The 13,347-nt window shown below is 41.3% G+C and carries 13 protein-coding genes; 4 read left to right on the top strand and 9 right to left on the bottom strand.

The features are described 5' to 3' along the window. The first annotated feature begins 217 nt into the window (after positions 1–217). Genes KSZ58_RS05325 through KSZ58_RS05310 form a run of 4 tightly spaced genes read left to right on the top strand, consistent with a single transcriptional unit; the run spans position 218 to position 3,237 of the window. Positions 218–1,093 carry an effector binding domain-containing protein gene (locus KSZ58_RS05325; protein WP_009269399.1) on the top strand — a complete coding sequence of 292 codons (876 nt, stop codon included), beginning with the start codon at positions 218–220 and terminating at the stop codon, positions 1,091–1,093. Continuing rightward, a complete protein-coding gene (locus KSZ58_RS05320) occupies positions 1,083–1,541 on the top strand; it encodes a GyrI-like domain-containing protein (RefSeq protein ID WP_008818942.1) in 459 nt (152 codons plus the stop codon). The genes KSZ58_RS05325 and KSZ58_RS05320 overlap by 11 nt, the downstream gene beginning before the upstream one ends. Beyond that, positions 1,538–2,485, top strand: coding sequence for an ABC transporter ATP-binding protein (locus KSZ58_RS05315; protein ID WP_008818943.1), 948 nt, complete (start codon positions 1,538–1,540; stop codon positions 2,483–2,485). The genes KSZ58_RS05320 and KSZ58_RS05315 overlap by 4 nt, the downstream gene beginning before the upstream one ends. After that, positions 2,482–3,237 carry an ABC transporter permease gene (locus KSZ58_RS05310; protein ID WP_009269400.1) on the top strand — a complete coding sequence of 252 codons (756 nt, stop codon included), beginning with the start codon at positions 2,482–2,484 and terminating at the stop codon, positions 3,235–3,237. Before KSZ58_RS05315 ends, KSZ58_RS05310 begins: the two co-directional genes overlap by 4 nt. 452 nt (positions 3,238–3,689) lie before the next feature. Here the strand turns inward: KSZ58_RS05310 and KSZ58_RS05305 are convergent, their stop codons facing one another. From KSZ58_RS05305 to KSZ58_RS05265, 9 genes are all read right to left on the bottom strand, one after another. Continuing rightward, positions 3,690–4,568 carry a DUF4261 domain-containing protein gene (locus tag KSZ58_RS05305; RefSeq protein WP_008818946.1) on the bottom strand — a complete coding sequence of 293 codons (879 nt, stop codon included), beginning with the start codon at positions 4,566–4,568 and terminating at the stop codon, positions 3,690–3,692. A 9-nt stretch (positions 4,569–4,577) separates the two neighbouring features. Further along, complete coding sequence (locus KSZ58_RS05300; protein WP_009269401.1) at positions 4,578–5,300, bottom strand: SWIM zinc finger family protein; 723 nt, start codon at positions 5,298–5,300, stop codon at positions 4,578–4,580. Between the two features lie 4 nt (positions 5,301–5,304). Further along, positions 5,305–6,483: a DEAD/DEAH box helicase gene (locus tag KSZ58_RS05295; RefSeq protein ID WP_008818948.1), complete on the bottom strand. Its 1,179-nt coding sequence runs from the start codon at positions 6,481–6,483 to the stop codon at positions 5,305–5,307. After that, the gene (locus tag KSZ58_RS05290; protein WP_217752634.1) at positions 6,449–7,915 is read right to left on the bottom strand and encodes an SNF2 helicase-associated domain-containing protein; all 1,467 of its coding nucleotides are present in this window, start codon (positions 7,913–7,915) and stop codon (positions 6,449–6,451) included. The genes KSZ58_RS05295 and KSZ58_RS05290 overlap by 35 nt, the downstream gene beginning before the upstream one ends. A 214-nt stretch (positions 7,916–8,129) precedes the next feature. Beyond that, entirely contained in the window at positions 8,130–8,774 is a 645-nt protein-coding gene (locus KSZ58_RS05285; RefSeq protein ID WP_008818950.1) for an ABC transporter ATP-binding protein, read from the bottom strand. Continuing rightward, positions 8,771–10,672, bottom strand: coding sequence for a DUF1430 domain-containing protein (locus KSZ58_RS05280; RefSeq protein WP_227761306.1), 1,902 nt, complete (start codon positions 10,670–10,672; stop codon positions 8,771–8,773). Before KSZ58_RS05280 ends, KSZ58_RS05285 begins: the two co-directional genes overlap by 4 nt. A gap of 288 nt (positions 10,673–10,960) precedes the next feature. Then, positions 10,961–11,464 carry a hypothetical protein gene (locus KSZ58_RS05275; RefSeq protein ID WP_008818952.1) on the bottom strand — a complete coding sequence of 168 codons (504 nt, stop codon included), beginning with the start codon at positions 11,462–11,464 and terminating at the stop codon, positions 10,961–10,963. Next, a complete protein-coding gene (locus tag KSZ58_RS05270; RefSeq protein WP_009269404.1) occupies positions 11,431–12,042 on the bottom strand; it encodes an ATP-binding cassette domain-containing protein in 612 nt (203 codons plus the stop codon). Before KSZ58_RS05270 ends, KSZ58_RS05275 begins: the two co-directional genes overlap by 34 nt. After that, on the bottom strand, positions 12,039–12,761 hold the full coding sequence (locus KSZ58_RS05265) for a hypothetical protein (RefSeq protein WP_009587813.1): 723 nt from the start codon (positions 12,759–12,761) through the stop codon (positions 12,039–12,041). Before KSZ58_RS05265 ends, KSZ58_RS05270 begins: the two co-directional genes overlap by 4 nt. Positions 12,762–13,347 lie beyond the last annotated feature (586 nt).

Genomic DNA, 13,347 nt, shown 5'->3' with positions numbered 1-13,347 from the left:
CCTCTCATCTGTTCATCATTATACGCCATCTCAAAGAGAGATTGCAAACAAAAGAGCCTGCATATATGCCTTTCCATGCACTTACGGTATTCCTGGTATGAAAATTAGGGATACTTGCACACAATTTTTATATAGCGTATAGTTTACAAAAGAGCGCAGGAAAAGCGAGGATTAAAAAAACGTATTGGAATATCCTATACGCAAGGGAGGTAAAGAAATGGAATGGTTAAGAAAGCTTAGTGATGCCATCGCATACATAGAGCAAAATCTTGATGCAGAGATATCGTACGAGGAGGCAGCCCGTATCGCATGCTGCTCACCCTATTATTTTCAAAGAATGTTTTCCTATGTCGCCGGCATATCGCTGTCAGATTATATCCGAAGACGAAGAATGTCGCAGGCTGCCTTCGATTTGCAGCGCTGTGATGCCAGGGTGCTGGATGTTGCCCTCAAGTATGGCTATACCTCACCAACCGCATTTAACAGAGCCTTTCAAAAGGTTCACGGTATCCCTCCGACAGCCGCAAAAAATATCGGCAAAACACTGCATGCATATCCGCCGATACAGTTTTCTGTCAATATCACAGGAGGAAGTCCTATGGCCTATCATATAGCAGAGAAAAGGGAGCTGCGCTTTGCGGGCATCCGGATACGCCTATGCGAGGAGATGGAGGAGAATCATAAAATTGTCCCCCATTTCTGGAAGGAAACAATGCAAAGTCCGCAATACACAGAGCTCTGTCAGCTATCCGATACCGGTACGAATGCAATCTTCGGCATCAGCGTATATGAGGATCCCGATCACATTTTCTACTATATAGCAGTTGCCACAAGCAAAAAGATTCCATCCCGGTTTCATGAGCTGCGCATTCCTGCCGCGACCTGGGCTGTGTTTGAAAACAAGGGGAATTTCAAGGAAAATGTACAGGATATTTTCCGCCGGTTTTATTCCGAATGGCTGCTGTTTTCCGGTTATGAATATGCACGGCTTCCCGATATCGAAGCATATCCTGTGCAGACGCAGGCACCATACAACCAATGCGATGTATGGATTGCCATTCAGAAAGAAGAGGAGAAGAAACATGGAATATAAAATCGAAATACGAGAGATTGAGCCGCTTTGTGTGGCATACATGAGTTATGAAGGAGATGTCACAAAAGCAAACCGGGTATTTCCCAAGGTGTTTCAATCAATACACGGGAAAACAAACGGGGCACCGTTTTTCAACTATCTGTCTATGAATCCGGAAACAAAGCAGGGAGCACTGGAGCTCTGTGTTCCAACGGATGAAGTGCCATGCACTCAGGATATTGAAGTAAAGCAAATGCCCCGCATCAAAGCGGTATGTGTTACCCATATCGGCTCCTATGCGACACTGCCGCTTGCCTATGCCGCAATTGATCAGTATGCGGTCAAACACAGCCTAAAGATTTCTGCGCCCTTTCGGGAGGTTTTCATCAAGGGGCCGGGAATGCTGTTCAAGGGAAATCCGAAAAAATATATCACGGAAATACAATTTCCGATTCTGGAGGAAGCATGAGCGCCATACAGGTAAAGCAGGTAGTCAAGCAGTATAAAAACGGCGTACAGGCACTGAATGGTATATCTCTTTGCGTTGAACAGGGAGAGATTTTCTCTTTGCTTGGACAAAACGGTGCCGGTAAATCCACACTGCTCAGAATACTGACAACCTATTTGCAGCCGACATCCGGTAGAATAACGATGCTGGAGAAGGATTTGTGTAGGGATGCAGCCTCTCTGCGCTCGCAAATTGCCTGCGTTGCCCAGCAAACCTCCATTGATACGTATTTATCTCTGGAAGAAAATATGCTGCTTCAAAGCCGTTTGTACAGAATACCCAAAAGGGATGCCGAAAAACGGATGGAAACGCTCATTGTTGATTTCGGTCTGGAGCCGTATCGGCGTTATCCAGTATCCTCTTATTCCGGCGGTGTGAAACGGCGTCTGGATATTGCCCTGAATATGATGACGAATCCGAAAATTCTGTTTCTGGATGAGCCTACGGTGGGAATGGATGTACAGTCCCGTATTGCGATGTGGGGAATGATGAGAAAAATCAGAGATGATTTTGGTGTCACGATTTTTCTTACGACACATTATCTGGAGGAAGCCGATCAGCTCAGCAATACCGTCTGCATTATGAAGGATGGCAAGGAAGTAACACAGGGATCCCCCGCACAGCTGCGCTCTTTACTGCGGCAGAATTCGATAGAAATCACCTTTTCCTCTGAAGCAGAGGCAAGAAAAGGCTGTGGCATCCTAAAGGAGCAGATGTCAAAGGAAATCCTTCTACGTGCTGAAAAGCTTCTGATTTATACGCAGACCCCGCAAAGCGATATAGAAGCAGCAGCGGCAGTATTATTGAAAAGGCATGCGGCATTTCAGGGAATAGAAATCGCGCAGCCGACATTGGAGGATGTGTATCTGAGACTGACACAGAGTGAAAGGAAGGAATGTGTATGAGTGTTTTTACCCTTTTATACAGGAATATAAAATGGAGATTCCACAACAAATTCACCATTGTTATGACAGCTTTGCAGCCGATTCTGTGGCTGATACTTTATAGTGCAATCGCTTCTTCAACGATGCAGCATTCCGGCATCGAAAATTATACGGCGTTCATGCTTCCGGGACTGATTGTCCTAATCAGCTTCTCGACCTGCAGCAGCAGTGGAATTATGAATTATCTGATGAAATCGGATGGCAGCTTCGATCGGATACTGATTGCTCCGCTCACACGCAGCTCCATTGTGCTTGCACAGCTTTTTGAAGCCGTATTGTGTACCTTTCTGGAGGTAGGAATTATGATAGCTCTCAGTCTTCTGTTTTCTGTCAGATTTTCCCTGCCACTCTCTGGATATCTCATCTTTATTTCACTGATTTTTCTGACCTCATTTTTTATGGCAGGGCTGTCTTATGGAATCAGCATGCTCCTTCCGAATGAGGTGATATACGAAACTGTTATGAACGCGATTGTACTTCCGGTGTTTTTTCTCAGCAATGCACTGTTTCCCATGACAGGTATTACCGGTTTCTTACATACTGCAATCAATCTCAATCCGTTTACCCATATGATCCAGGCATTGCGTTCTCTGATTCTATATGGCAGAATAGACACAGGGAATCTGACAGCTGTTTTGCTGCTGTTTATCCTTATGGGAAGCCTCAGCTTTTTATGGGCGTGCCGGCAGCTGGAAAAAAAGACAAATTTGTAGCTGAGGATAGTGTGATTACTTATGTATGCATGTTCCGTATCTCTATGTCATCAGGAATCATGTAATACCGGAAGCAATGTTGTGCTATTTTTTAAACCCAGGAATAACCTTTAACAATTGTAAAAAGACGAGCGGTATATACTCGTCTTTTCTTATTTATAGGCGATTTTGTTTGATAGCCTCAAGAGAAGTCTAGCTCAATCATTCCTTTTATCTTCAAATTATCATACATAAATTTAGATATATAATCCTCGAGGAGAGGCTAGACATTTGTCAGATACAATTGAAAAAGGAGCTGCCAGAATTTAGATACGCTAGTCTCAGGAGAGGCTAGACCAAAGGCCAAAAACAGCATTCATCCATAATAAAATTAGATCCATAGGATTAGAATAGCATGACTTACTAACAATTACCATAGCAGCTGAATCTCACATAATCTTTTGCTGCCTTGTTTATGCTTCCATTTGCTCAACACGCTTTCCAGCACCAAATTCACCGGGATTCACATCAATAACCACCCGACTTGGAGAAACTAATGCATCCTCGTGCTGACAACGCCATCGCTCCTGTGAATTCCTACCATCCATAGTATCTCCGTCTTTGATAATATCTTCTCCCTGTGCATAGAGATAAGATGTAAAATTAAACATATAGCGAATAATAAAATCTATATCCAAATTATGAAAGTGACACTGCAAATCACACAATCCTATCGCTGTCAACCCGGTCGTATCCACAATCTTTTCCGAGCTCTCCGCAATATTGAACAATCGCACATTGACACCGCCATCAAGAAAATGCAGCGCAGGATTGCTCCAGCTGCTGTTTAACCAGTCAGCTCTTGGTACAATCTTTCCTGCATGCGGCCAGTACATCGCCACTGCCTCCGGATAAACCTCCATCATAATATCCGCAAATGCTGCAAGTATTTCACAACGCTCCCGCACAGGAAGCCCACTTGCCATAAAATCGGAAAACATGATTTCATATTGACAGTCTTTGAGCAGCTCCTCAACATTTTCACAGCTCCAGCATTGTTGCAAAACCAGTTCCGGTATCGTCGTTTTATCAAACGCAATCATCTGCGTTATAAACAGCTGCGATGGCACCTTCACATCATCCTTATAGGTTACTTTATGATTACAGAGTGCATAGGAATACATACCCTCCTGCTCTATAACATCATCTACCTCGTTAAACCTCTTTAGCAGTCGCTCCCTGATTGCAAGAGCACGACTTTCAACCGGCTCCTTCAGCAGCAGCTTTATGTAATATACACCCGCATACTTCCCCATGAACGCATCCATGGACACACTTTTTCTTTTTTCCATAATGTCTCCTTATAATCCAAATACATCGTGAATTGCCGCATTATCCATAATACGTGCACTTTTTTCATTTGCATGCTCCAGCATCATTTCCACTTTATTCCCAATCGCAACGTCGATAAATTTAGCTAAATCAATTCCACGCAGTGTAAAAAACAGAAACGGATTTTCATCCAGACGGTTTCCTACTCCATACAATACTGCCGCAACATGCTTGCACATAATCGCCCAGTCGGGGCAGCTGCATTGAAAGCTGATTTCTCTTGGACTTGGGAAGAGGCCGCTTTCACCGGTAAACAGCTCCTGCAGACTCTGTGGGAATTTACCGCTGAGCAGTGCTTCCAGATTTTCAATCTGATTGGCACAAGCCTGCATTATGCGCTGGCAGTCTTCTTCCTTTAATGGTGATATGTGAATTTCCACCTTGTACGGTGCTTTCCGCCGTCCCTGAGCCCGAGCTTGAATTCTTCCCGCGCGAATCTGTAGATCAATCACAGTTCCCGTACGCACATATCGCTTTCCACGCTCCAGCCGTGATGCGAAATCTGCATATTTTTCAAGATTCTCACACCATGCCTTTCCCCACCAGCTGACGGTGATTGCCCTTCCTTCTATCGTGACCGGCTCCATGCTGCGGCCCTTACTTTCTGCTTTCCTCATACTTTCTTCAGCCTTATATCGCAGCTCCTCTGCCGATAGCTGAGAATATTCTGCTGTTTTCCAATATCTGCTCATATGCTCACCTCGCATCCAGACGAAGAAGATTCATCAGTTCCTCATTGTTCATCTCCGTAATCCATGTTTCTTTACCATCTCCGATTACCTGCTGTGAAAGCTCCACCTTGGATTTTATCAGTTCGTCAATTTTTTCTTCCACCGTTCCCTTACTGATCAGCTTATGTACAATTACATTCTTTTTCTGACCGATGCGAAATGCCCTGTCCGTTGCCTGATTCTCAACAGCCGGATTCCACCAGCGGTCAAAATGAATCACATGATTTGCGGCTGTCAGATTCAATCCGGTTCCAGCTGCTTTTAAGGAAAGAACGATATAGGGAACATAGGCTTCCTGTTGAAATGCGGCAACAATCTCTGAACGTTTTTTCACCGGTGTACCGCCGTGCAGAATATAGCCCTCCTGATGGAAAATTTTGGCCAGAGTAGCATGCAGGTACGGAATGATTTCTTTATATTGTGTAAATACCAGAACCCGTTCTCTTTTTTCATATATCGTTTCACAGATTTCTTTCAGCATTTCCAGCTTTCCGCTATCCTTTATCCGGTACGATTCCTCTCCAAGATACTGATCCGGATGATTGCATATCTGCTTCAGCTTTGTGATGGTGGACAGCACTAGGCCACGGCGTTCCATTCCTTCAGACTCTTTGATTTTCTCTTCCATATCGGCAATCAGCTTCCGATATAAGACAACCTGTTGTTTGCTGAGTGTGACATACTCATCGGATTCCAGCTTTTCAGGCGGATCCGATATAATGGTTTTATCCGTTTTCAAACGCCGAAGCATAAACGGAGCAATCATTGCCTTCAGTTTCTGATATCCTTCCGGATGTTCCTCCAGACGTTTTACAAAGGCTTTAAATTCCGTGGCTGTGCCCAGCAGTCCCTTATTCAGAAAGTCAAACAAGGACCATAAATTTGACAAATCATTTTCAATCGGTGTACCGGTCATGGCAATTCGCATCGCACCCTTAAGCTCTTTGAGTGCCCTGGTCTGCTTGGTCAGTGGATTTTTGATTGCCTGCGCCTCATCCAGAATGATACAGTCCCATTCCTCATCCTTCAGGCAGCTCAGCTTTGCGGCCATTCCATAGGTTGTGATGGTAAGGAACACACGCAAGTCTGCATAATCCATACTGAGCTTATCACTTGTTTTGCCATGCAATATATGAAAATCCATCTTTGGTGTAAAGGAAATGCTTACCCTCACTGCTCCAGTTCCCCAGCAAAGAAGCAGGGACAATGAGTAGAACTTTGCTATCCGGCTTCTCCAGACGCAGCTCCTCCAGAAAGCTCAATACCTGAAGCGTTTTACCAAGCCCCATGTCATCTGCAAGACAGGCTCCGAAATGAACCTGCTGCATCTGCCGCAGCCAGCTGTAGCCTGCCTTTTGATAAGGGCGAAGCACTGCCTGAAGTGTCGCAGGCACATGATCGCTCTGATGTTCAGCAGGCTTGTGAAGACTTTGGAGAAAAGACTGGAGCCATTCCCCATTGCATATGCTTATATCATCCTCTGCTTGCTCTTCTTCTTTTAGATTGGTTCTTAAAGCTTCCATTAACGTAATACTTTCATTTTCTGAATTTTCCATCTGCTTTAAAAGAGCCTGCAGCTTTTTATGGTTGACCTCAACCCATTTCCCCTTTAAAAAGGCAAGACCCTCACTTTGCAGAAGCAGCTGTTCGATATCTTCCTTGGTTAAAGCAACACCGTCCACACTGAATTCCGGTTGTATTGACAATAGAGAATCAAAACCGAGCAGGGAAGGCTTTTTCTCCCCCATCTTCATGGTTACAGAAACACTGGCATATTTTTTCCGCCACCAGTTCGGGATTCTGCATAAGATTCCACAGGCTTCAATTTCTTCTGTATGCTTCAGGATTTCATAGGTCTCCTGTGTCTGCAGGCGCAAAGGATGAAACAGCTCTCCATGCGCAATAAAGGAATCCAGTAAGTCACATGTCTTTGCAGCCTTGTTCAGACAGGATAACAGAGTCAGCAGACGGTCACGCTCCTGCTTGAATTCTTCCAAAGCGTAACGAAGCGGCATGTGCCGGATCCTGCCTTCCTGATCCTTCGTCGCATAGGTTGCAAGAAAGGCAAATGGATATTCCTCATCCTTGCTCTCAACCAAATGAAAGAAAATACGCTCTGCCACCTTTAGATTCTGATTTTTCTCAGCAAGATACAGCTTTGCACTTCCCTCATACCTGCTGATTTCCCTGCAAAATACCTCGTGCAGGTGAACAAAGATATTCTGTACCCATTTATAGGTAATGAACTCACTGCCAATAGCAAAAGGCAGCTCCTTCTGCAATTGTTCCCATATGTCAACTGGCAATGTGATTTGCACCTGCTCTCTGGCGATTTCCAGCTCGCTTAGGGATGTTAAAACATGGATATACAATTCTGCTGTACGATGCAGGAAACCGGTGGAAGCATGCAGTTGATGAATGCGTTCCTGAAAGCCGAAATCATACAAGGCACTGTATTTATCCTCCTGAAATCGTTGAAACCATTTAGAATCTTGCTGCTCTCTATCAACGGTATCCAACACAAACCCTGTTTCCGTAAACAGAAATGACAGATTTCTTACCTCTTCCTTTACCATAAAATCCCTCCATTTGTTATGTACAGTATATCGTATTTTTATTGCTGCATATATACTTTTCATGAAATTTGAAGATTTTATCATAGCCAATGCATTTATCTGTGTTTCGGAAAATAAATTCTCACACACGATAAGCATCTCTTTTCACCATAACAATAGAATATACGAAAACTGGAGGCATATTCCGATTTTCAAAATCACTGCCTCCAGCTTTTTATATGTGTTTTTCCAATAAAATGACCTCATCACAACGCTTCGCAAGCACAGGATCATGCGTAACCATAACAACCGTCTTTCCTTTCTGATTCAAATCACGCAGAATCGAAAATACCATATCCCGATTTTCCTCATCCAGATTTCCCGTAGGCTCATCCGCAAGGATCAGTTCACAGGGCTTTACCATCAGCTTTGCCAGTGCTACACGCTGCTGCTCTCCACCAGACAGCTGACAGATTTTCTGTTGTTCGATACCGTACAGTCCCACCTTTTCCAGCACCTGCGCAATGCATTTCTTTTTCTCTTCCTTACCGGTCTTCACATATTCCATGGCACTCATCATATTCCACAAAACCGTATCATTATCCGACAATCCGTAATTTTGAAACAGGAAGCCGATTGTGTAGCGGAGCTTTTTCACCGCTCTGCTGCTGTTTGCGCAAACCTCCATTTCATCATACTGCACACTTCCCCTGCTCGGACGCTCCAGCAAGCCGATAATATTGAGAAGCGTTGTCTTTCCACAGCCGCTTGGACCGCATATCGCAATCATTTTTCCTATGGGCAATGATAGGGTGACATCATGTAGAACCGTATGTTTTCCGTATGTGTGTGTAATATTCTTTAACGTGATCGACTTCATCCGATATGCACCTCCCTGCTTTGATTTCGTACACCCTTATCTTTTACATAGACAAACAGCATCGACGCAATCAGACTGATCATCAGAAATACACCTGTGATTTTCCATTCCTCCTGTTGATGAAACAATGCGATTACAAACACAAAGGGTGCTGACAGCTCAGTAAACAACCGTAGATATACCCTGAAAAAGGAGGTTCCCTGTACTCGTCTGACAAAAATACGCTGTTGAAAGGAAAGCAGATACAAATGTGTATACTCTGCCATAACCAGCAGAATCAGCAATGCGGAGGGAACAAAATGCTCCCCGTTATGAACTGAGGTCAAAGTGCTCAGCTTATCCATATCCATATATACATAATTTGTTACCTTCTTCCCCAGACGAAAGGCATCATCACTATATACAACATAAAACATCGGGGAATCTGTATCCAGCATACTGTCCAGCAAAGAAAAATCCACAGCATCCACCTGCTCATCCTGAATATACAGCCTCTCAATCCGATTGCCGTATGTTTCAAGATAGCTGACATCCACAGTATTAAGCGATTCAGGAAGCAGGATATACACCGTATCCTTTTTGTCCGTTAATTCAATAAGGCTGCCATCCCGTTTTCTAAGAGGAAAGCGCTTTGTATAATTCAGATTCACTTCCGCATACGGCTGCAGCTCCTCTCCTTTTGGGATAACATCCTTTCGATAATAGATACCTCCTTCTCTATTTATCTTTTCGTATTCTTTCAGATGTACCTGATACATTTTATTCTGAATAAGCTTTTTATTTCTGTAATCCTCCTCTACGGACTCCTCATCATAGCCGTCAAAGCGATATCCGTCCTGATAATCAAACGCATACACATACGATTCCAGCATATCCTGTTGGCGCAATAGCGCTTGAAAGGTAGGCAGATTCAACTGCATCTGTTCCCATGCAGTCGAGCAAAGCGGCATCAGAATAAGAAGGGCGAGAATGCCATATAGATAATTCAGATTCATAAACCATCTGGTAAAGCTTCTGTTTTTTATAAATGCATAGACAGGACAGCGCAGAATCAACAGAACCGTACCTGCAAATGCAAGAAACATACCGATCGAAAACCCAATCCAGAAGAAAGAAAGCAAAAGGATCGCCTCATAGGTCTGTCTGGCGACAAAGCCTATCATCCAGATATAAGCAAGAACAATACTGAGTAACGATACAGCCAGGATTTGAAAAAACAGCCTCTGATACAGTAACCTTCCAATGCGCAGCCCTGACATTCCCATACTTTTCAATATGCCGATGGTTTTTAATTTCTGATTCACCAGCATGATGAGAAGCAGCCCCAGCAATAGGAATGTTATGATTCCCATCGGAATTATGTTCTCTTTCAGATAGGATGAAAGCGTAAATGCATGTCGTTCAAAAGCTCCCATATCCTGTATTGCACCTGGATACTGCTGAGAGATATCGGTAAGAAAGGCATCTTTATCTGTATCCTGATCAAAATACAGGATATAATCTCCTGCGAGATTTTGAAATCTCTGATTCAGATTTTGAAATGGCTGAATAACCAGACGAATGTCCTGATTGAATAAGCGCAGGCTGTTTTGTTTTGTATCATAGCGCAACTGATTCTCATATACAAGATCATGCTCACTAATCTTGGAAATATCCATGTATTGAAAAATATCATAGGGACTATAGAGATACCAGATATAATCAGAATCATGCTGTTCTGTTCTTATCACCGTACAATTAAATTTTTGAGATAAGGCCTCCATGGTATTTATCATTTGTTTATGATCGAATTCATTGCTTTGCGGGGTTATTTCGAAAAAAGTCGCTTCCTTTTCTCTTTCCAATCCAAAGAAGCCCTGGATATCGGAAATATCGCGTTCATAAAATGCAAACTTCACGCAATAAACAACAAGAATTTGAGAAATACAGACCAATATGCATATTATTTTTTTCATATCGTAGCAAGAAAAACGGTATATATTTGTACCGTCACTCATCTATGCTTGTCCACCTCCATGCGTATGAGAATCATAATCTAGAAACAAGCTTTAAATATTGGATATCTATATTTGTTTCTACTGTGCGATTTGTAACTTTAATTGTTGATTTGACCTTAATTCTGCCATTAACGCTATAGGAAATCCAATGCTTACGGATTAAAGTCCTTCCCTTTGACTTCTTATATTCTATATACAAAAATAATAGAAAGCATATCGCGTCATAATTAATAAAACAAATTGAATCATCAGCTGTTTTTCTTGTGAAAGTCGCTGAAAAAGTATCATTACAAGCGTAAAAATGAGCCATTCTCCGATTGTATATAGCATAATAACTGCGATAGATACACGAATAGCTTTGCTATTATATTGCAAAAAGATTCTAAATAAACATAAAATCATGCAAGACATACCGCTGTATTTTACATACCATGTATACATCCCATGCTTTTGAAGTCGAATTGCCATTCCATATTTCATACGAAAATAAGGGAGTAACATATCACTATAGAAAAGCATATCACAGATAAGCCATAATAACATGGCATACATGAGCTGTATTTTTGGTATACCAAACAAAATCATCATGATATCTTCAGCCTCAAGAGCAGAAAACACTATTAGCAAAATAACTTTTATATACAGGAATCTTCCTTTCTTTATAATTCCATTATCTTTCCATTTTCTACACATAGTTTTCTATCAAATTCAATTTCATCCATAACATCATGTGATGCAATGATTACGGTTTTCCCTTCCTCATGGAGTTCCTGTATTATTTCATAAAACGTTTGCTGCGCCTCTTTATCCAATCCACGCATCGGTTCATCAAGCATAATAAAATCTTGATGTTCCATGATGGCCTGAATGATTCCCACTTTCTGAAGCATCCCTACGCTATACTTTTTTAAAGGTTTTTTATTGTACAGAGCAAGATTAAATCTATTAACCAGCATCTCTACTTCCTGTTTATGAAAGGGTGAAGTTAACTGATATAAAAAACGAAGATTATCAAATAATGTTTCACTTCCCATATACTCAGGATTCTCAATTAACGCACCTATTTTCACCTTTTTCATCCAATTCAATGTACCAGTGTCCGGTTCTAGTAAACCGGCTATGATTTTAAATATTGTAGATTTACCACTTCCATTCTTCCCACACAAATAAAGAAGCTCACCTTCATAAAACGTCATATTGCCATCTGATAAAATGCTTTGGTGTCTAAATGATTTTGAGACATGACATATTTCCAAAATCGCCTTTTTCATAAGAAAGCCTCCTTTTTCATTTTTCTGCAGGCAATAATTAAAATACTGATTCCACCTCCAAAATACACAATGGTTCCGATAATAAAATTATAAAATCCAATAGCTTCCATTAAACTACCCGGCGCAAATAAAGCAATCGGCAATATGCAGGATGGCATAGCCATAATCTCCGAATTTTGAGCATACCATGAGAATTGTAACAGAAATGGGTGTAAGAAACTGGATATGGAAAATATACCAATAAATAACAGTAGAGGCGTAAAGAAAACATATAGATATCGATTGCGTATGACATAACAAAGAGAAAACATGAAAATAGAATATATGCATATTCCTATAACAGTCGTAATAAAATAAATGAGAAAATCCGGAATATCATATGTTCCCAGAAAATAAGATAAAAGCTCTTGTCCAGATGGAATACCGTTCGGCTGTATGAATGCAATTACATAGCTGTTGAATAAAACCACTGCATATAACAATATCGAGAAAATTAATGTATATTTTGTGATTTGCTTAATGGAATAGAAAAACATCTGTTTTATTCCCACTCTAATCATCATTTGATGGATGTAACCACTACTTACAGCTTTATGATAATCCATCAATATTACATAAGGAAATAACAGCATCAAAAGCATTTCAAACCATATACTTCTCGGAAATGATGTTGTGAAATAAAACTGATTCAGCGGTGTCGCTTCTTGGTAAGCCTCCATATAGGTTATCACCCATTGCAATATGGTAAGGATAACCAATATCGTCGCTACTCTAAAACAATATTTATTTTTAGAAAGCATCATGTTTGCCCCTTTCTATAAAAATGCGACTGGTATGAATATATAATGAAAAAAAAGATTTAAGACAACAAGCAATAATAACATTATTTTATGAATATCTTCTGTAATGCTATAGATAACAATTCCTTCCAATAGAAGAAACAGAATGAAATTTGCAAATAGAAACAGTATCACTAAAACTGTATTCTGAATATACTGAACATTAAACGAACAGAGAACGATATAGTTTGAGACAACAAACAGGCTTGCATCTGCGGGAATGTGAAGAATTATGTGTAAGTAAAAATCGACAGGTTTAGATAGTAGATGACGAATCATGTCTAATCATCATCTGTTTATGTATTATCAGTATGCCCAATTCATCAAGGGTTATACTGATTTTTTTATATGCCTTTATCTTTACTCATTATGCTTCTACTGCTTCCATAATGGCAAGTTGATTTTGAATCATATCCCAGTTTCGACATCTCTGTGTCCATTTGCTGCTGAGGTTCTGAATAGCCAA

The sequence above is a fragment of the Erysipelatoclostridium sp. DFI.2.3 genome (assembly GCF_019132535.1).
Lineage (GTDB): Bacteria > Bacillota_I > Bacilli_A > Erysipelotrichales > Erysipelotrichaceae > Clostridium_AQ > Clostridium_AQ innocuum.
Note: the sequence above shows the minus strand (reverse complement) of the source record. Positions and strands in the feature narration are given on the sequence as shown.